General features: G+C 73.4%; 14 protein-coding genes. 8 read left to right on the top strand and 6 right to left on the bottom strand.

Going from position 1 to position 18,345, the window contains the following annotated elements:
- Nucleotides 1-30 precede the first annotated feature (30 nt).
- From BLT97_RS13650 to BLT97_RS13640, 3 genes are read left to right on the top strand one after another with little or no spacing between them, the layout of a single operon-like run.
- Nucleotides 31-1,086: an AAA family ATPase gene (locus tag BLT97_RS13650; protein ID WP_093609619.1), complete on the top strand. Its 1,056-nt coding sequence runs from the start codon at nucleotides 31-33 to the stop codon at nucleotides 1,084-1,086.
- Complete coding sequence (locus BLT97_RS13645; protein WP_093609617.1) at nucleotides 1,086-2,480, top strand: DUF58 domain-containing protein; 1,395 nt, start codon at nucleotides 1,086-1,088, stop codon at nucleotides 2,478-2,480. Before BLT97_RS13650 ends, BLT97_RS13645 begins: the two co-directional genes overlap by 1 nt.
- Complete coding sequence (locus BLT97_RS13640; RefSeq protein WP_093609615.1) at nucleotides 2,477-4,876, top strand: transglutaminase TgpA family protein; 2,400 nt, start codon at nucleotides 2,477-2,479, stop codon at nucleotides 4,874-4,876. The genes BLT97_RS13645 and BLT97_RS13640 overlap by 4 nt, the downstream gene beginning before the upstream one ends.
- Before the next feature lie 239 nt (nucleotides 4,877-5,115).
- On the opposite strand, the gene BLT97_RS13635 is transcribed toward BLT97_RS13640, so the two are convergent.
- From BLT97_RS13635 to BLT97_RS13625, 3 genes are all read right to left on the bottom strand, one after another.
- On the bottom strand, nucleotides 5,116-5,526 hold the full coding sequence (locus BLT97_RS13635) for a DUF3040 domain-containing protein (protein ID WP_093609994.1): 411 nt from the start codon (nucleotides 5,524-5,526) through the stop codon (nucleotides 5,116-5,118).
- Between the two features lie 414 nt (nucleotides 5,527-5,940).
- On the bottom strand, nucleotides 5,941-6,753 hold the full coding sequence (locus BLT97_RS13630) for a methyltransferase (protein ID WP_176953755.1): 813 nt from the start codon (nucleotides 6,751-6,753) through the stop codon (nucleotides 5,941-5,943).
- 100 nt (nucleotides 6,754-6,853) lie between these two features.
- Nucleotides 6,854-7,381 (bottom strand): SAV_6107 family HEPN domain-containing protein, encoded by a 528-nt coding sequence (locus BLT97_RS13625; protein WP_093609613.1) that lies wholly within the window; start codon nucleotides 7,379-7,381, stop codon nucleotides 6,854-6,856.
- Between the two features lie 300 nt (nucleotides 7,382-7,681).
- On the opposite strand from BLT97_RS13625, the gene BLT97_RS13620 reads away from it, so the two are divergent.
- From BLT97_RS13620 to BLT97_RS13605, 4 genes are all read left to right on the top strand, one after another.
- The gene (locus BLT97_RS13620) at nucleotides 7,682-8,497 is read left to right on the top strand and encodes an ATP-binding cassette domain-containing protein (protein ID WP_425442699.1); all 816 of its coding nucleotides are present in this window, start codon (nucleotides 7,682-7,684) and stop codon (nucleotides 8,495-8,497) included.
- The gene (locus tag BLT97_RS13615) at nucleotides 8,469-10,553 is read left to right on the top strand and encodes a YhgE/Pip domain-containing protein (protein WP_093609609.1); all 2,085 of its coding nucleotides are present in this window, start codon (nucleotides 8,469-8,471) and stop codon (nucleotides 10,551-10,553) included. The genes BLT97_RS13620 and BLT97_RS13615 overlap by 29 nt, the downstream gene beginning before the upstream one ends.
- Nucleotides 10,554-10,587: 34 nt before the next feature.
- Nucleotides 10,588-11,277 (top strand): TetR/AcrR family transcriptional regulator, encoded by a 690-nt coding sequence (locus BLT97_RS13610; protein ID WP_093609607.1) that lies wholly within the window; start codon nucleotides 10,588-10,590, stop codon nucleotides 11,275-11,277.
- Between the two features lie 349 nt (nucleotides 11,278-11,626).
- Entirely contained in the window at nucleotides 11,627-12,244 is a 618-nt protein-coding gene (locus tag BLT97_RS13605) for a DUF4126 domain-containing protein (RefSeq protein ID WP_093609605.1), read from the top strand.
- A 57-nt stretch (nucleotides 12,245-12,301) separates the two neighbouring features.
- Here the strand turns inward: BLT97_RS13605 and BLT97_RS13600 are convergent, their stop codons facing one another.
- Nucleotides 12,302-14,818, bottom strand: coding sequence for an ABC transporter permease (locus tag BLT97_RS13600; protein ID WP_176953764.1), 2,517 nt, complete (start codon nucleotides 14,816-14,818; stop codon nucleotides 12,302-12,304).
- The gene (locus BLT97_RS13595) at nucleotides 14,818-15,654 is read right to left on the bottom strand and encodes an ABC transporter ATP-binding protein (RefSeq protein ID WP_176953754.1); all 837 of its coding nucleotides are present in this window, start codon (nucleotides 15,652-15,654) and stop codon (nucleotides 14,818-14,820) included. The genes BLT97_RS13600 and BLT97_RS13595 overlap by 1 nt, the downstream gene beginning before the upstream one ends.
- Nucleotides 15,655-15,867: 213 nt before the next feature.
- On the opposite strand from BLT97_RS13595, the gene BLT97_RS13590 reads away from it, so the two are divergent.
- Nucleotides 15,868-17,316 (top strand): phytoene desaturase family protein, encoded by a 1,449-nt coding sequence (locus BLT97_RS13590; RefSeq protein ID WP_176953753.1) that lies wholly within the window; start codon nucleotides 15,868-15,870, stop codon nucleotides 17,314-17,316.
- A gap of 46 nt (nucleotides 17,317-17,362) precedes the next feature.
- On the opposite strand, the gene BLT97_RS13585 is transcribed toward BLT97_RS13590, so the two are convergent.
- Complete coding sequence (locus tag BLT97_RS13585; protein ID WP_093609601.1) at nucleotides 17,363-18,298, bottom strand: SCO2102 family sporulation regulator; 936 nt, start codon at nucleotides 18,296-18,298, stop codon at nucleotides 17,363-17,365.
- Between the last annotated feature and the right edge of the window lie 47 nt (nucleotides 18,299-18,345).

The raw sequence follows: 18,345 nt of genomic DNA, 5'->3' as shown, positions 1-18,345 counted from the left end.
CCCGTTTGAACGTGGCCGAGGAGGGCCGGGGTGACGACCTATGAAGATCGAGCGAGCCTCACAGATCTGACCACCACCGTGGATCAAGTCCGCAGGTCGGTGGAGGGAGTGATCGAGGGCAAGCCGGAGGTCGTACGGCTTTCGCTGACCGTGCTCCTCGCCGAGGGCCATCTGCTCATCGAGGACGTACCGGGCGTGGGCAAGACCATGCTCGCCAAGGCGCTGGCGCGGTCCATCGACTGCTCGGTGCGCCGTATCCAGTTCACGCCGGACCTGCTGCCGTCGGACATCACCGGTGTGTCCATCTTCGACCAGCAGCGCAGGGACTTCGAGTTCAAGCCGGGTGCGATCTTCGCGCAGATCGTGATCGGCGACGAGATCAACCGCGCCTCGCCCAAGACGCAGTCCGCGCTCCTGGAGTCCATGGAGGAGCGGCAGGTCACGATCGACGGGCAGACATACGAACTGCCCAACCCGTTCATGGTCGTCGCCACGCAGAACCCGGTGGAGATGGAGGGCACCTACCCCCTCCCCGAGGCCCAGCGCGACCGTTTCATGGCCCGGGTCTCCATCGGATACCCCAACGCCGAGGCCGAGTTGCAGATGCTCGACGTGCACGGCGGTGTCTCGCCGCTGGACGACCTGCAGCCGGTGGCGCACGCGCACGACATCGTGAAGCTGATCGACGCGGTCCGCAGGGTCCACGTCGCCGACGCGGTACGGCGCTATGCGGTGGAGATCGTGGGCGCGACCCGCAACCACCCCGACCTCAGACTGGGCGCCTCGCCGCGCGCCACCCTCCACCTGCTGCGCGCCGCGAAGGCCTCCGCCGCGCTGAGCGGCCGTGACTACGTGCTGCCCGACGACCTCCAGGCGCTCGCCGTCGCGGTCCTCGCGCACCGGCTGCTGCCCACCGCGCAGGCCCAGTTGAACCGGCGTACGGCCGAGCAGGTCGTCCTCGAGATCCTCCAGCGCATCCCGGTCCCGGCCGCGCAGGCGCCCGGTGCCGGCTACCCGTCGGCTTCCGTGCAGATGCCCGGGGCCCCGGCCCCCTACGGCCAGCAGCCCGGCGCGCGGAGGCTGTGATGACGGCCGGGGGGCCGGCGCAGGGGACCACGCAGCGGGCCCCGGGCCGGGTTTCCCAGTCCGACGAGGACAAGGGCGGACTCAGTACCGCGTTCGCCGGACTGACCACGCGCGGCCGGTCGTTCCTTGCCGCCGGCGTGGCCGCCGCCGTCTGCGCGTATGTGCTCGGTCAGGCCGATCTGCTGCGGGTCGGGCTACTGCTCGCCGTGCTGCCGGTGATCAGTGCGCTCGTCCTCTACCGCACGCGCTACCGCGTCGCCGGTTCGCGCCGGCTCTCGCCTGCGCGGGTGCCCGCGGGCTCGGAGTCGCGGGTGCATCTGCGGATGGACAACGTGTCGCGGCTGCCCACCGGTCTGCTGATGCTGCAGGACCGGGTGCCGTACGTGCTGGGTCCCCGGCCCCGGTTCGTGCTCGACCGGGTCGAGGCGGGAGGGCGGCGCGAGGTGTCGTACCGGGTGCGCTCGGATCTGCGCGGGCGCTATCCGCTCGGGCCGCTGCAGCTGCGCCTGAGCGACCCGTTCGGCATGTGCGAACTGACGCGTTCCTTCAGCGCGTTCGACACCCTGACGGTGGTGCCGCGGGTCGAGCCGCTGCCCGCGGTCCGGCTGTCGGGCGAGGCGCAGGGGTACGGGGACGGGCGGCAGCGCTCGCTCGCCCTGGCCGGCGAGGACGACGTGATCCCGCGCGGCTACCGGCACGGCGACGATCTGCGCCGGGTGCACTGGCGCTCCACCGCGAAGTACGGCGAGCTGATGGTGCGCCGCGAGGAGCAGCCGCAACGGGCGCGCTGCACCGTCCTGTTGGACACCCGCCGCATCGCCCACCGGGGCGCGGGCCCGGACTCGGCCTTCGAGTGGACGGTCTCGGGCGCGGCCTCGGCCCTGGTGCACATGCTCGAACGGGGCTTCTCGGTCCGGCTGTTGACCGACACCGGCGCCTCGGTGCCCGGCGAGGGCTCCGACGGGTTCGCGGGCGCCACACAGGAGTCGGCGGACGCCGCGGGCCTGATGATGGACACCCTCGCGGTGATCGACCACTCGGACGGCGCGGGCCTCTCGCGCGCGTACGACGTGCTGCGCGGCGGCAGCGAAGGCCTGCTCGTCGCGTTCCTCGGCGAGCTCGACGAGGAGCAGGCGGCCGTGGTCGCCCGGATGCGGCAGCGCAGCGGGGCCGCGGTGGCCTTCGTGGTGGACAACGAGGCCTGGGTGCGCGGCGGCGCGCAGGGACCGTCGGCCCAGCTGGAGGAGCGGCTGCGGCTGCTGCGCGAGGCGGGCTGGACGGCGCTCGCGGTGCCGCCGGGGATACCGCTGCCCGAGTTGTGGAAGCAGGCGGACCGGCAGCGCACCGGCGTCGTGGGGCGTTCGGAAGCACAGTCGACAGGGGGATGGTCATGAGCGGCCGCACACGCCTTGCGCTGTGTGCCTATGCGGCCACATTGATGGCGGCGAGCGCGCTGCTGCCGCTGGTCCTCTCGGCGGGCTGGCTGGTGCAGGCCGGGTTCCTGCTCGCCGTGCAGTCCGGGGTGGGAGCGGCGGCGCGCCGGGTCCCGCTGGCGCGTCCGGTGACGGTGGGTGCGCAGGTCCTGGTGAGCCTGCTGCTCCTGACCGTGTTCTTCGTACGGGAGCAGGCCTTCGCGCTGTTCCTGCCCAGCCCCGACTCGATCCGCGAGTTCGGTGTGCTGCTGCAGGCGGGCGGCGAGGACGTGGGGAACTACGCCACCCCGGCGCCGCTGACCGACGGCATCCGGCTGATGCTGGTCGGCGGTGTCCTGGTGATCGGGCTCGTCGTGGACGCGCTCGCGGTGACCTTCCGCAGCGCCGCTCCCGCGGGACTGCCGCTGCTCGCCCTGTACTCGGTCGCGGCCGGGCTGTCCGACGGCGGCGCCGGCTGGCTGTTCTTCGTGCTCGCGGCCGCGGGCTACCTGCTGTTGCTGCTCGCCGAAGGACGCGACCGGCTCTCGCAGTGGGGCCGGGTGTTCGGCGGCGCGCCACGGCGGTCGAACGAGCACTCCCCCGGGTTCGACGGCGGCGCCTCCGCGCCGGTGCGCACCGGGCGGCGGATCGGCGCGTTCGCCCTCGGCATCGCGCTGGTGGTGCCCGCGGCGCTGCCGGCGCTGGACGGCGGGCTGCTCGACCCCACGGGCGGCGGCGCGGGAGGCGGCGGCGGGGGCGGCACGATCTCGGCGGTCAATCCGCTGGTCTCGCTCCAGAACAGCCTGCAGCAGCCGGAGAACCGCGAGGTCCTCAGGTACCGCACGTCCGCCGAGTCCGCCCAGGACATGTATCTGCGGATCGTGTCGCTCGACCAGTTCGACGGCACCTCCTGGAAGCCGGCCGAGCGCTCGATCACCGATGTGCCCTCGCAGTTCCCGCAGCCACAGGGCCTGAGCGGTGACGTGCCCGCCACCGAGATCGAGACCAGGATCTCGGCCGCCGACAACTATGCGCAGACCTGGCTGCCGATGCCGTACCCGGCGACCGAGGTCGACATCGAGGGCCAGTGGCGGTTCGAGCCGAAGGGGCGCGCGGTCGTCGGCGACCGCGGCGAGACCACCGCGGGCAAGACCTACACGGTCGGGAGCCTGGCCGTGCAGCCCACGGCGGACAAGCTGGCCGGGGCACCGGCGCCGAACTCGGACATCTTCAACGAGTTCACCGACGTGCCCGACTCGCTGCCCGGCGATGTCGAGGCCAAGGCCCGTGAGGTGACCGCGGGCGCGGCCAACAACTACGAGAAGGCCGTCAAGCTGCAGGACTGGTTCGCGGTCAGCGGCGGGTTCCGGTACGACGTCGAGGTGGAGGCGGGCAGCGGGGCGGCGGCGATCAGCCGCTTCCTGAAGGACAAGGAGGGCTTCTGCGTCCACTTCTCGTTCGCGATGGCCTCGATGGCCCGCACGCTCGACATCCCCGCGCGGGTCGCGGTGGGCTTCACGCCCGGTTCGCCGACCTCGGACGGTGAGATGACGGTGGGCATCCGCGACGCGCACGCCTGGCCGGAGCTGTACTTCGAGGGTGTGGGCTGGACCCGCTTCGAGCCCACCCCGACCCGTGGTTCGGCGCCCGACTACACGCGGCAGGACACCCCGACGGACACCCCGACCACGGCGGCTCCCTCGTCCACCGCCTCCGCGGCGCCGACCGACTCCGCGGCGCCCTCCGCCTCGGAGTCCTGCCCGCCGGACCTGCGCCGCTTCGGCGACTGCACCACGCAGGACCCCGACGCGGGCGCGGGAGCGGCCGGCGGCGGCCCGCCCTGGGGCACCATCCTCGGGATCACGGCGGGTGTGCTCGTGCTTGTCGTGGTGCCCTTGCTGCCCTTGCTGTGGAGAACGCGCGTACGCCAGGTGCGGCTCGGTTCCGGCGGGCGCACCGAGGCCGACGGGGTGGCGAGGACCCTGGCCGCGTGGCTCGAAGCCACGGACACGGCCTGGGACTACGGCATCACGCCCGACGACGCGCAGACACCGCGCAAGGCCGCGGCCCGGATCGTCCGCCTGGGCGAGCTCGACCGGGAGCCGGCCGAGGCGGTGCACCGCCTCGCGGCCGCGGTGGAGCAGGTCCTCTACGCGCCGGCTCCGCGTCCGACGCCGGGTGTGGCCGAGGACGTACGCGTGGTGCGGGCCGGTCTGCACGCTTCGATGAGCCGCGGCGTACGCCTGCGCGCGACGTTCGCACCGCGTTCGGCCGTCCGGGTGGGCTGGGCGGTCGCGGACCGCTGGGCAGCGCTCAAGGAGCGGTGGGGCGTGGGCCGCTGGGGCCTGGAGAGGCTGGTGCCGCGCCGGGCGAAGTAGGCGGTGAGGCAAGGGGCGGGGGCCGCGGCTCCCGCCCCTCTTCCGTGGGCGGGCGCCCGTTCCTGTGGGGGTGGTGTGGGGGCGTCAGCCCCCACGTCCCCTCCCACCGCCGCGGAGCGGCGGAGCAGCGCGGGCCGCAGGCACAACGCCACCGGGACAGGGCCCCCTGAACGACGACGTGGGTGTGGGGCGGACGCCCGAAGCGTCCGCCCCACACCCACGTACGGGTGAGCTATATGTCAGTGACCCTCTTCGCGGCGCCGCTGCCAGCGCTGCTCGATCCGGTCCATCATCGATCGGCGCTGGCGGCCCTGACGCCGCGCGGTCGGGGCGGCTCCGCCCTGACCGGCCACCGCACCGGGGGCCTGCTCGCCCGGCTTGGGCGCCTTGCGCCAACCGGTCACCGCGAGCACCGCACAGCCGAGCATGACGAGGAATCCCACCACGCTGATCCAGATCTGCTGCGCGACCATTCCTGCCATGAGGAGCGCGATACCCACAAAGAAGCCGGCGACCGCTTGGTAGACCCGCTTCCGGGTGTACGTACGCAGCCCGCTTCCCTCAAGCGCTGTCGCGAACTTGGGATCTTCGGCGTACAGCGCTCGCTCCATCTGCTCGAGCATGCGCTGCTCGTGCTCTGAGAGCGGCACGGAGTCCCTCCTCATCGTGCAGTCGCCGGGGCGACCGGGGGTCCCCTTCAGGATAGGCAGGGAATCGCCCCCGTGAAACCCGCCCCTCTACGCCAATTCGCCATTCCGGCCCGTCATGGCACCCGATGCTGAGGCGTGCATTCCCCAGCGGTACGGCCGTCATGCCGGACGGTGTCCCTCGATCATACGGGTCACGGGCCCCGATCGGGGGGCCTGTGGCCTACTCCATCCGCAGCTGCATCCCTGATCAGGGGGACTGCGCAGGAAGGGCTACTTGCGGTTACCCCGGCAGGCCCGTTCCGCACCCGGGTTCCGGCCAGGACGGCCGTTTTTCGCCGCTGCGGGCGGGCGCGGGTCCGAAGGCGGAGCCCGGGACGGGCGCAGGGCCCGGGGCACCGCCGACGAAACTCCGGCTCAGCCCTTCTCCCCCAGCACATGCAACTGAGTGGCGACCGCATGGAAGGCAGGCTGCTCGGCAGCCGCCGCCTCCAGCTTGATCAGCGCGTCCAGGGCCCCCGGCTCGGTGTCCACCAGGACCCCCGGCACCAGGTCGGCGAAGACCCGTACGCCGTGCACCGAGCCCACCCGCAGCCCGCCGTCCTGCACGAGCCCGGTGAGCTGCTCGGCGCTGAAGCGGCGCGGCACCGGGTCGCCCTCGCCCCAGCGCCCGGCCGGGTCGCTCAGGGCGTGCCGGGCCTCGGTGAAGTGGCCGGCCAGGGCGCGGGCGAGCACGGCCCCGCCGACGCCGGCGGCGAGCAGGCTGAGGACGCCGGTGTCGCGCAGCGCGCCCGCCACGTTCCGTACGCCTTCGGCCGGGTCGTCCACGTACTCCAGGACGCCGTGGCAGAGCACGGCGTCGTACGCACCGCGCTCGACCACGTCGAACAGGCCGTGCACATCGCCCTGCACCCCGGTCACCCGGTCCGCGACCCCGGCCTCGGCGGCGCGGCGCTCCAGGGCGAACAGCGCGTTGGGGCTCGGGTCGACGACCGTCACGCGGTGGCCGAGGGCCGCGACGGGCACGGCGAACTTGCCGCTGCCGCCCCCGGTGTCCAGGACGTCGAGGGACTCCCGCCCGGTCGCCTTGACCTGCCGGTCGAGGGCCTCTTTCAGTACCTCCCAGACCACGGCGGTACGGAGGGAAGCACGGGGGCCAGAGGTGCCGGAGCGCAGCGACGTCCCTTGAGGGTGGTGGTGGGAGACGGGCGGGCGCATCGGGTCCGACACGGCAGTTACTCCTCGACGTGGCTCCGCCGGGTGCGGCGGGGGCGGGGACGGTTCGTCCCCACCCTATTGCCTCCGGACCGCCGCTCCCGCGCCCCGTCGCTCACCCCGCGTCCGGGTGCTCCTCGCGCGGCTGCGGCAGCACCGGCTGGAGCACCAGCATGCGCTCGACCAGGCGCAGGAACATCGCGACGTCGCGCAGCAGATCGTCGGCATCGCGCGCGCTGGCCGCGCCCTGGATGCCCGCGTCGGCCCGCGCCCGCTTACCGGCGCCGGACGCGAACAGGGCGCTCCACTCCGTGAGTTCGGGCGCTATCTCGGGGAGCACTTCCCAAGCGCTCCGGATCTTCGCCCGCTTGCGGGCGCTGGTCTCGGGACGGCCGCGGGCGGCGAGCACGGCGGCCGCGGTGCGCAGGGCCGCGAGGTGGGCGGCCGAGTAGCGCTCGTTGGGGGTTTCGAGGAGTGCCGCCTCGTCGAGTCCGCTGCGGGCCTGGGCGAGCAGATCGAGGGCGGCGGGCGGCGCCGATGCGCGGCGCAGGACGGGGTGGACATCGCTCGCCGGACCGTTCAGTGAGGGGGCAGGGCCCGTGACGCGGCGCCGGCGTGCGGCTGCTGCGTAGGAACTGGCCATGACGAACCTCCTGTCGTCGTTTGACGGAGCTTGAAGAAGAAAGCTGCCGTATGACCCCCATCGTGAAGTACGCCACTGACAATCGGCCCTGACCTGCACTTTTCCCTCGATCAAGGGTTCGGATAAGGGAGTTGAGGCATCGGGGCCCACCCCCTGGGCGTGAAGCGCGCCGAGCGTCGTGTACGTTTTTGAACTGACCAGTCAGTTCAAAAACGTGAGCGTTCCAGCAGGAGGGGGCCGTACGTGCTCGTGGTGGAGGGGTTCGGGGTGCGAGGACCCCGCGGGTGGGCCTTTCGCGGGGTGGAGTTCCGTGCGGAGCAGGGCGAGCTGATCGCCGTCGAGGGGCCGTCCGGCTCCGGGCGGACCTCGCTGCTGCTCGCCCTGACGGGACGGATGCGGGCGACGGAGGGCCACGCCGACATCGCGGTCGGCGCAGGCTCCCGCACCGGTTCGCTCCGCCTGCCCAAGCAGGCCGCCGCCGTACGGCGGATCAGCGCCGTGGCCCACGTGCCGGGCGTCACGGATCTGGATCCGGCCCTCACCGTCGCCGAGCACCTGCACGAACGGGCCCTGCTCCAGCGGCGGTTCGGCGGTTCGCTGCGTGCGCTGCTGCGCCCGCGGGCCGAGCGCGCGAACGCCTCCGCCCTGCTCCGCGAGCGCGCGCTCGCCGCCGCGGGACTGGACCCGGCCACGCTCGCCAAGGGCTCGCGCACCGCCGTACGGGACCTGGAACGCATCGAGGCCCTGCGCCTCTCCGTGGCGCTCGCCCTGATCGGCCGGCCGCGGCTGCTGGCGGTGGACGACCTGGGCCTGAAGCTCTCGGCCGATGAACTCGCCGCGGCCTGGCGGATGTTGGCCGGGATCGCCACGGACGGGACGACGGTGCTGGCCGTGGGCCATGCGGCCCCCTCGTCCGTACAGAGGGTCCATCTCACGGACGTAACCGCATCCGAAGCCGGTACGGCAGACGCGGCCGAGACCGAGCCACAGCCTGCTGCCGCAGACGCAGACAAGACCCGGCCCGCAGCCGACCCCGCACCCGTGCCCGCCCTCGCACCCACCCCCGAGACCGAGAAGGAGGCGGCCGATGCGCTCGCCGAAACTGGCCGCTCTTGAGCTGAAGCGCTTCGGCCGGGGCCGTCTGCCCCGCGCCGCGCTCGTCTCGCTGCTGCTGCTCCCGCTGCTCTACGGTGCCCTCTACCTGTGGTCGTTCTGGGACCCGTACGGGCGGCTGGACAAGATCCCCGTCGCGCTCGTCAACGACGACAAGGGGGCGAAGGCCGACGGCAAGACGGTCGCGGCGGGCGACGGGATCGTCGAGGGCCTGCGCGACAGCAAGGTCTTCGACTGGCACGAGGTGGACGCGGACCGGGCGCGCGCAGGCGTCGAGGACGGCACGTACTACCTGTCGCTGACCGTGCCGGAGGACTTCAGCCGGCGGATCGCGTCCAGCGCGGGCGACCACCCGGAGACGGGTGCGCTCCAGGTGCGGACGAACGACGCCAACAACTACATCGTCGGCCAGCTGTCGCGCACCGTCTTCGCCGAGGTGCGCTCGGCCGCGTCCAGCAAGGCCTCGCGGACCTTCCTGGACAAGATCTTCGTGTCGTTCTCGGACATCCACGGCAAGACCGAGGAGGCCGCCGACGGCGCCGGGCGTCTGGAGGAGGGCGCGGGCAAGGCGAAGGACGGCGCGAAGCAGCTCGCCGACGGCCTCGGCGACGCGAAGTCGGGCAGCGGTGAACTGGCGCGCGGACTGAAGAAGTTGGACAAGGGCGCGGGCGATCTGGAGACCGGCGCGGGCCAGGTGGCCGACGGGACGCAGGCGCTCGCGGACAAGGTGAACGGCGCCTCGGAGAAGGTGCTGCCGTTCCTGCGCGAGAACGGCGAGAGCATCGGCGACACGGCCCGCCTGGTCGGTGACACGGCGGGCGCGGTACGTCAGCACCTCGGCACCCTCGTCGAGAAGGCTCCGGTGGCCGCGTCGGGCGCCGAGAAGGCCTCCGACGCACTGGACTCCGTCTACAAGGCGCGCTGCGAGGACGCCGTGCTCGACGACCCCAACTGCCCCCAGCTGAAGCAGGCCAAGGACGCGGGCGACGAGGTGGCCCGTATCGCCGCGGACGTGAACGAGGTCGTACGGAACTACGCGGGCGACACCGACCGGCTCGACGACCACCTGGCCGAGCTGCAGAAGCAGGCGAACGCGCTGGCCGAGCGCGCCCCGCACCTCGCCGAGGACGTCGAGTCGGCCGTGCAGAAGATCAACAAGCTGAACGAGGGCGCGCGGGCCGTCGCCAAGGGCGCGGGCACCCTGCACACCGGGCTGGGCAGCGCCAAGTCCGGTTCGTCCGCGCTCGATTCGGGAGTGGGGCGGCTCAAGGACGGCGCGAAGGAGCTGGACGGCGGCCTGTTCAAGCTGGTCGACGGGTCCGGCGAACTGGCCGGCGGCCTGCGCGAGGGCGCCGGGCAGATCCCCGACTACGACAAGCAGGACCGCGACGCGCGTACGGAGGTCATGGCCGACCCGGTGCAGCTGGCCGCCAAGTCCCTGCACCAGGCGCCCAATTACGGCACCGGCTTCGCCCCGTACTTCATCCCGCTGTCCCTGTGGGTGGGTGCGATGGTCGCGTACATGGTGATCGCGCCGCTCAACCGGCGCGCGCTCGCCACCGGGGCGTCGGCCTGGCGGATCGCGCTCGCGGGCTGGCTGCCGGTGGCGGCGATCGGCGCATTGCAGACCTCCGCCCTGCTCGCCGTCCTGCACTGGGGACTCGGCCTGGAGATGACGCGCACGGCGGGCACCTTCGCCTTCCTGCTCCTGGTCACCGGCTGTTTCGCGGCGATCGTGCAGTGGCTCAACGCCCGCTTCGGCGCGGCCGGGCGCATCCTCGTCCTGGCCTTCCTGATGCTCCAGCTCACCTCGGCCGGCGGCACCTATCCGGTCCAGACGAGCCCGTCGTTCTTCGGCGCGATCCACCCCTTCCTGCCGATGTCGTACGTGGTGGAGGCGCTGCGCCGGCTCATCACGGGCGGCGGACTCGGGCCCGTGTGGCAGGGCTGTGCGGTGCTCCTGGCGTTCACCGTGGGCGCGCTCGCTCTGACCGCGCTCTCGGCGCGCAAGCGGCAGGTGTGGACCCTGGACCGGCTGCATCCGGAGCTGAGCCTGTGACCGCGGGTGGGCGGGGCCTGTGACAATCGGAGCCATGCAGAAGGCAGCGGGGGCCACCGGCTCCAGAGGCGGAGCCAAGGGCGGCCCCACGGGCGGGGCCAAAGACGGCGCCAAGGCGAGCGGCGGGCGGCGGCAGGCCACCAAGGCGAAGTTGTACGAGGCGGCCGTGACGCTCATCGCGGAGCAGGGCTTCTCGGCGACCACGGTCGACGAGATCGCCGAGCGCGCCGGCGTCGCCAAGGGCACGGTCTACTACAACTTCGCCAGCAAGGCCGAGCTCTTCGAGGAGCTGCTGCGCTACGGCGTGGGCCTGCTCACCGAGTCGCTTCAGGAGGCGGCGGACGAGACGGCCCGCGGCGGCGGCACGAAGGTGGCCGCCCTGGACGCGATGATCCGCGCGGGCCTGGACTTCATCGCCACGTACCCGTCCTTCACCCAGCTCTATGTCGCCGAGCTGTGGCGCACGGGCCGGGCCTGGCAGTCCACGCTGCTAGTCGTACGGCAGCAGGCGGTTGCCGTGGTCGAGGAGGTGCTGCGCGAGGGGGTGGCGTCGGGTGAGCTGAGCGACGAGATCGACATCCCGCTGACCGCCGCGGCCCTGGTGGGCATGGTCCTGGTGGCGGCTCTGGACTGGCAGGCGTTCCAGCCGGAGCGCTCGATCGACGACGTGCACGCGGCGCTGTCGCGGCTGTTGCAGGGGCGGGTGTCGGGGACGCGGGGCTGAGCCCTCTCGGGGGCTGGCAAACGGACACTGGTCCGGCGTGGCTCGATCGTTCCTGACGAGCCTCACCGGACCAGTGCTTCCCCCGATCCCCCGTTTCCCCCGTGGTCCGCCCCACGCCCGGTGTCCCTCCGGGCCGGGGGCTTCCCCCGTTCCGTCGGGGGTGCCGCGCCGTTCCGCCGCCCCGTGTCGGCGGTGCCGGCGCCGCGCCCCTTCCGTGCCCCCCACTCTTCCGTCCGCGCAGGTGGGACCCCATCCGTGCACGTACTCATCTCCCTCTCTAGGTACGGATACTCAGGCGTGCGCACTCATCCCCAGGACGCACCGTTGCCGACTGGTTACGATCACGTCCGTGTCCGTACTCCCCCTGGTGTTCACCAGCGGCTGGGCCAGCGGTATCAACGCGTACGCGGTGGTGCTCCTGCTCGGCGTCTTCGGCGTGACCGGTGTCAGTGACGAGGTGCCCGCCGCTCTGGAGCGCACCGACGTGCTCTGTGCCGCCGGCTTCCTGTTCCTGTGCGACGCGGTCTGCGACAAGATCCCCTACGTCGACTCGCTCTGGGACACGGTGCACACCGTGATCCGTCCGGTGTCGGGGGCCGTGGTCGGCGCCCTGCTCGCCGGCCAGAGCGGCTCGCTCTCCGACCTCGCGGCCGGGGCGATCGGCGGTACGTCCGCCCTGGCCAGCCATACGGTGAAGGCGGGGACGCGGATGGCGATCAACACGTCGCCCGAGCCCTTCAGCAACGTCATCATGAGCACCGCCGAGGATCTCGGTGTGGGCGGCATCATCACGTTCGCGATGTTCTATCCGGAGGCCGCGGCGGTCATCGCGGCGGTGCTGCTGGTGCTTGGGCTGCTTCTGCTGCTGTTCCTGGCCCACAAGATCCGCCGCTTCCGCAGGCGCCGGGCGCAGCGGCGCGAGGAGAAGCGGCTGGCCCGGGAGCTGCCGGGCGGCCCGCCGCTGTGAGCGACTGGCCCGTGAGCTGCCGCGCGGCCCGCCGCTGTGAGCGGCGGGCCGCGGCCGTCACTCCCCCTGCCTCCGCAGCGCCGCACGGGCGGGAAGGGTCATGGCGAGGAGACCGAGTGACACGGCGGCCCCGGCGAACGTCCCGTAGAGCAGCGGCGGCACGTACGGGGACTCGCCCGTCAGACCGCGCATCATCGGCGTCAGCGTGATCATGGCGATCGCCGTGCCCAGGGTCACGCCGGCCGCCGACACCAGCAGGCTCTCCCAGCGGAGCATCCGGAGGACCTGGCGGCGGGTGGTGCCGACGAGGCGGAGCGTGGTGAGTTCGCGGCGGCGGTCGAGGACCGTCATCACCAGGGTGTTCACGGCGGCGACGGCGGCGAACCCGCCGAGGACCGCGGCCATCGTGTAGTTGGCCCAGGCGCCGAGTTCGCGGTCGGTGTTCCGCGCCTGGACGTAGCCCGAGGCGTCGGTGAACGCGCCGAGTCCGAGCCCGGTCAGCGCGGAGGCGTCACCGCCGTGGACGAGCAGCGTGCTGTCGAAGCCGGACGTGACGTGCCCGGCGAGGGACGCACGGTCCATCGTCACCGCCGGCAGACCGAGCCCGCGGCCGTAGACCGCGACGACCTCGGGGGAAGTCCTCGTGCCGTCGGGGAGGTAGAGCGGCAGCCGGTCCCCCGTCCCGACCTTCGCGGCGGTCGCGAGGGTCCTGTCGATCGCGATCCCGCCCTCGCCCACGCGGTCGAGGCTGCCGCTGCGCACGTCGAGATCCTGCACCTGGGCGAGCTGGGCGCCGACCGCGGGCCGCGGGCCCGAGCCCGAGACGCCCTGGGCCGCGGTCGCCTGAAGCGAGGTCTCGCCCGCCGACTTCACGGGCACGAGCACCTGGGTGTCGAGCAGGCTCACGGCCGCGTCGACGCCGGGAGCGCGGGCGGCACGGTCGGCGGAGCCGGCCGGCAGACCTGCCGGGTCGGTGAGGACGTGGTCCGCGGTGATGCCGTCGCGGAGCTGTCCGGCGGCGACCTTGCTCTCGCTCGTGTGCATGAAGACGAGGGTCGAGGCGAAGGCCATCGCGAGGACGATCGGGGTGATCGCGGAGGCCAGCCGCCGCGAGTTCGTACGGGAGTTGGCGGCGGCGAGCGAAGCCGAGGCGCCGCCGCCGCGCAGCAGCAGGCCGAAGAGGGCCGCGCACAGGCGGGCGAGCAGCGGGCCGAGCAGGGCGACCGCGAGCATGAAGAGCATGACGACGCCGAGGGAGGCGTTGGCCGCGTCCGCGCCGCCCGTCGAGGCCGCGACCCCGGCGAGTGCCGCGCCGCCGCCGAGGGCGCCGATGCCCAGGACGGTACGGACGATGCCCGGCCGCAGCCGCTCGACGGAGGCCTCGCTGAGCGCCTGGCCCGGCTTGATCTTCGCGGGCCTGCGCCCGGCGAGCAGTCCGGCGCCGAGCGCCGTGATCAGACCCGTACCGACGGCGGCGGCCAGCGGAATCCACGAGACCTGCACCTCGACCGCCTGCGGCACGGCTCCCCGGTCCTGAAGCTGCCCGAACCACCAGTGCGCGAGCCCGATGCCCGGCAGGCAGCCGAGCACTCCGGCGAGGGGAGCGACGAGCAGCGCCTCGGCGGCGACCGCACGGCGGATCTGGCGCGGGGTGGCGCCGATGGCGCGCAGCAGGGCGAACTCGCGGCCGCGCTGGCCGACGGAGAGGGCGACCGTGCCGGCCGCGGTGAAGACGGCGACGAGGGTGGCGATGCCGCCGAAGGAGCCGCCGAGCGCGGTGAGCGTCTCCTTGGCGTACGCGAGACCGTGGTCCTCGACCTCGCCGCGGGCGTCACCGGTGTGCACCTCGGCGCCCGAGCCTGCGAGGGACTTCTCGACGGCGGCGGCGAGGGCGCGGGTGTCGGTGCCGGGCTTCGCCAGTACGGCGATCGCGTCGGCCTTGCCCGGGTGTCCGGACAGGACGGGTGCCTCGGCGTCGGTGAACCAGGCGGTGGGTCCGGCCTCCTTCGCGGTGTCGCCCGCACCCGCCTCGGCGAGCCCGGAGACCGTGAACTCCGTACGCCCCGCGGCCGTTTCGAGCGCGACGGTGTCGCCGACGCCCGCCTTCGCCTGCCGCGCCGCGGCCGCGTCGAGCACCACCTCTCCCGTACGCGGCGCACTGCCCGCGGACAGCTCCGTACCGGTGAAGGCGTGCGAGCCCCAGCCGTGGGCGGTCAGGGCGCCGGCGTCGTGACGTACCGGGAAGGTGAAGTCCGCGACCGCGCTCTCGGCCCCGGCGGCCTTGGCGGCCCGCGCCGCGAGCGCCGTGTCCACGCGGGCCGTGTCCGGCAGCGGGTAGGCGGTCTCCTCGGGGCCGTCGACGGTGTCGGCGACAATGCGGGCGGACTGGTCGGCCGCCGCGACGACCGGAGCGTTCGCATAGCGCTCGGCCGGTACGGAGGCCCGGATGCCGGTCTCCAGGAGGCTGCCGCAGGCCGCGACGATCAGCGCCGACATCATCAGCGCGACGAACGTGCCCGCGAACGACGCGGGCTTGAAGCGGACGGCCGCACGGGCCAGGCCGGTGGTGCGCATCATGCCGCGGCACCTGCCATCGCTCCGGTACGGGCGGTGAGTGCGGTCATCCGTGCGGCGATCTGCTCCGGCGTACCGCGCTCGAGGCCGTCCGCGAAGGTGCCGTCGGCGAGGAACAGGACGCGGTCGGCCCAGGCCGCGGCGGCCGGGTCGTGGGTGACCATGACGACGGTGGCGCCGAGGCCGTCCACCGCGTGCCGCAGCAGGCCGAGGACCTCGGCGGCGGTGCCGGTGTCGAGGGCTCCGGTGGGCTCGTCGGCGAAGATCACGTCCGGGTTCGTGACCAGGGCGCGGGCGACGGCCACACGCTGCTGCTGGCCGCCGGAGAGCTCGCCCGGCCGGCGCCGCGCCTTGTCGGCGAGGCCGACCTGCGCGAGGACGGTGGCCGCGCGGCGCCGGTCCTGGCGCTTGCCCGCGAGGCGCAGGGGCAGCAGGACGTTCTGCTCCACGGTCAGCGAAGGCAGCAGGTTGAACGCCTGGAAGACGAAGCCGAGGCGGCTGCGCCGCAGCTCGGTGAGCCTGTTCTCGCTCAGCCCGGTGATCTCCGTGCCGCCGAGCCGCACCGAGCCCGAGGTGGGCCGGTCGAGGCCGGCCGCGCATTGCAGGAAGGTGGACTTGCCGGAGCCGGACGGGCCCATGACCGCGGTGAACGTGCCGCGCGGCAGGGCGAGATCGACGCCGGCGAGGGCGTGCACGACGGCGTTGCCGCGCCCGTACTGCCGCCGTACGCCCCGCAGTTCGACGGCCGGGCCGTGGCCCGCGTCCGGAGTCCCGGGGCCCGTGCCCTGTGGCTGCTCCTCCGCGTTCTTCCGCCCGCGGTTGCCGCGTACCTTCATGTCCCGCCCTCTCGCGCTCTGCTCGTGCTGACGGGAGGAAGAGTGACGCGAGGGCCGCGTATCGGACATCACACCGGGGAGCCAACGTGGGGGTAGTACCTCAGTAGGGGGTGCCGCCCGTCGCAGGCGGCGGCTCCCGCACCGCCCCGAGGCCCGCGCACCTTCCCAAGGCCCCCGCACGGCCCCCGCGAACCCGGTCGGTACGCTCCCCGCATGGCACACATTGTGGTGATCGGCGCAGGAATGGGAGCGATGGCAGCCGCGGCCCGGCTCGCCGTCGCCGGTCACGGCGTCACCGTCTTCGAGCGCGACGAGACGTACGGCGGGGCCGTGCGGCGCTTCGAGCGCGACGGGTTCCGCTTCGACACCGGCCCGGGTCTGCTCCCGCTGCCCGCCGTCTACCGCGACCTGTTCATCAAGACGGGCAAGCAGCCCCTGGAGGACTGCGTCGAGCTCGTCCAGGTCGACCCGGCCGTGCGCCACCTCTTCGCCGACGGCACGCGGGTCGACGTCCCCAATGCCTCCCGCGCCGGCACCGTCGAGGCCGTCGAGGCGGCGCTCGGCGGCGGCACGGGCGAACGCTGGGCCCAGTTCCTGAACCGGGCCCGCGAGGCCTGGGACCGCGCCCGCCGCCCGCTCCTCGAGGAGCCGCTCTGGGAGGACTGGCGCGTGCTCGGCGAGCGCGACCCCTATCCCGCGCTGCGCAGGAGCGGACTGCTGCGCAAGCGGCCGCCCACCTTCGCCGAGGCGATGCGCCATGAACTGGCCGACCCGCGTCTGATCGCCCTCGTCGAGAGCTCCGTCCTCGCGTACGGGCTCGACCCGCGCACCACCCCGGCGAGCGCCGCCGTGCTGCCGTACATGGAACAGGCCTTCGGCACCTGGTACGTGCGCGGCGGCGTCCGCGAGCTCGCGCGGGCCGTGTACGAGCGGTGTGTGCAGCGCAGGGTGGGGTTCGAGTTCGGCAAGGAGGTCGTCCGCATCGTCGAGAAGGACGGCCGGGCGGCCGGGGTCGAGCTCGCCGACGGGACCGTGCACGAGGCCGCCCACGTGGTCGCCGGGGCCGATCCGCAGCCGCTCACCGACCACCCGCTGCACACCCCCGGTCAGGACGCGGTCCTCGACACGGCACGGGTCCGGCCCGGCCGCCGCACCGTGCTGCTCGCGCTGCGCGGCGCACGGGAGGACGGAGCGGCGCACCGCACGGTCGTCCACGCCCCCGACCGCAAGGCCGAACTCGACGCCCTGGCAGGCGGGTTCGGGCCCGGCGTCACGCCCACGGTGACCGTGCTGCGGCCGGACGACCCGGCGCTGCGGCCCGACGACGGGCACGAGTCGGTGGTCCTGTCGGCGGTCGGCCAGGAGGCCGGCGACCCCGGGGACTTCACGGACCGTATGGTCACCGCCGCCGAACGCGCCGTGCCCGGCCTGCGCGAGCGCCTCCTCTGGCACGAGGTGCGGCAGCACGGCCCGGTCCCGCATCCCGCCCTGGCCGGCGGCGACGCCCGCTTCCTCTACCCCTCGAACACGACCCGGCTGCCCGGCCTCCACCAGGTCGGCGGCTGGTCCCACCCCGGCGGCGGCCTCCCCCATGCCGGCATGTCCGGCGCCCTGGTCGCGGGCCTGATCGTCGAAGGGCCGGACTTCCGCGGCTCGCAGTGAGCCGCGGCCGTCCGGCCCTCGGTTCGATCGGAAACAGCGTCAGCCGTCAGTAGCGGTACTGCTGCTGCTCGTTGTAGCCCGTGTCGTAGCCCTCCTGGTACGGCGGGTACGCCGGCTGTTCGGGCGGCAGACCGCCGGCGAGCGCGTCGTCGCTGTTGCGCTGCTGGGGCACCCACACCCCGCCGGGCGGCGTGCTGTCGTAACCGCCCTGCTGGTACTGGGCGTACTGCCCGGAGTCGTACCCCTGCTGCCCGCCGCCGTAGGTGTCGTACTGGCCGGTGTCGTAGGACTGCGTGCCGATGTACGGGTCCGAGTAGGCCGCGTAGCTCTGCTGGCCCTGCTGGTCGTAGCCGTAGTTCTGCTGGTTGTAGACCTCGTCGTATCCGCCGTAGCCGTACGAGGAGGTGTCGGCGGCGGCCGCCGCGGGCTGCTGCTGTCCGTAGCCCGCGCCCTGCGAGGAGGAGTCCGAGTAGATCCCGTAGCTGCCGGTGTCGTCGGGCATCGGCTCGGGGGCGTATACGGAGGCCTGCTGCTGCGAGGGGTAGTCGGCGCCGTAGCCGGAGTCGGTGTCGCGGCCCCCGTACCCCCCGTCGTGGTCGTCCCGGTCGTAGCCGGAGTCGCGGCGGTCGCGGTCCTCGCGCCCGTACTCCGACTCGTATTCCAGGTCCGACACCTCGAGCGTCGGGTCCTGCTCGATCACGCCCTTGCGGCGGCGGCTCTCCCCCGGGTTGCCGCCGAGCGCCCAGCCGGTGGAGAAGCCGCGGCGGAAGGAGAGGGTCACGTACGTCTGGCCGATGGCGAAGGCGATGGCGCCCGCCCCGATCACGTACACCGACGGGATCAGCACACCGAGCACGACGCCGAGGAAGCCGGCGAAGGCGAGCAGCCGCCAGCGCAGCCGCGCCTTGTACTGCAGCAGCACCTCACCGAGCAGCCACAGCGCGACCAGTCCGAACGCGATATAGAGGACCGTCCAGCCCATGTACGCCCCTCTCCTACGGCCGGCCGCGTGGGGGTGTGCGGCTGTGC

Origin of the sequence: Streptomyces indicus, from assembly GCF_900100315.1 — a bacterium.
Taxonomy (GTDB): domain Bacteria; phylum Actinomycetota; class Actinomycetes; order Streptomycetales; family Streptomycetaceae; genus Streptomyces; species Streptomyces indicus.
The sequence above is the reverse complement of the archived record's forward strand: the minus strand, read 5'-3'. Positions and strand labels throughout refer to the sequence as shown.

Coding starts and splice junctions, on each gene's coding strand:
- BLT97_RS13640 (WP_093609615.1), top strand. CDS start 2,477: ATGAGCGGCCGCACACGCCTTGCGCTGTGTGCCTATGCGGCCACATTG.
- BLT97_RS13610 (WP_093609607.1), top strand. CDS start 10,588: ATGCAGAAGGCAGCGGGGGCCACCGGCTCCAGAGGCGGAGCCAAGGGC.
- BLT97_RS13590 (WP_176953753.1), top strand. CDS start 15,868: ATGGCACACATTGTGGTGATCGGCGCAGGAATGGGAGCGATGGCAGCC.
- BLT97_RS13600 (WP_176953764.1), bottom strand. CDS start 14,818: ATGCGCACCACCGGCCTGGCCCGTGCGGCCGTCCGCTTCAAGCCCGCG.
- BLT97_RS13615 (WP_093609609.1), top strand. CDS start 8,469: ATGCGCTCGCCGAAACTGGCCGCTCTTGAGCTGAAGCGCTTCGGCCGG.
- BLT97_RS13595 (WP_176953754.1), bottom strand. CDS start 15,654: ATGAAGGTACGCGGCAACCGCGGGCGGAAGAACGCGGAGGAGCAGCCA.
- BLT97_RS13645 (WP_093609617.1), top strand. CDS start 1,086: ATGACGGCCGGGGGGCCGGCGCAGGGGACCACGCAGCGGGCCCCGGGC.
- BLT97_RS13625 (WP_093609613.1), bottom strand. CDS start 7,381: ATGGCCAGTTCCTACGCAGCAGCCGCACGCCGGCGCCGCGTCACGGGC.
- BLT97_RS13585 (WP_093609601.1), bottom strand. CDS start 18,298: ATGGGCTGGACGGTCCTCTATATCGCGTTCGGACTGGTCGCGCTGTGG.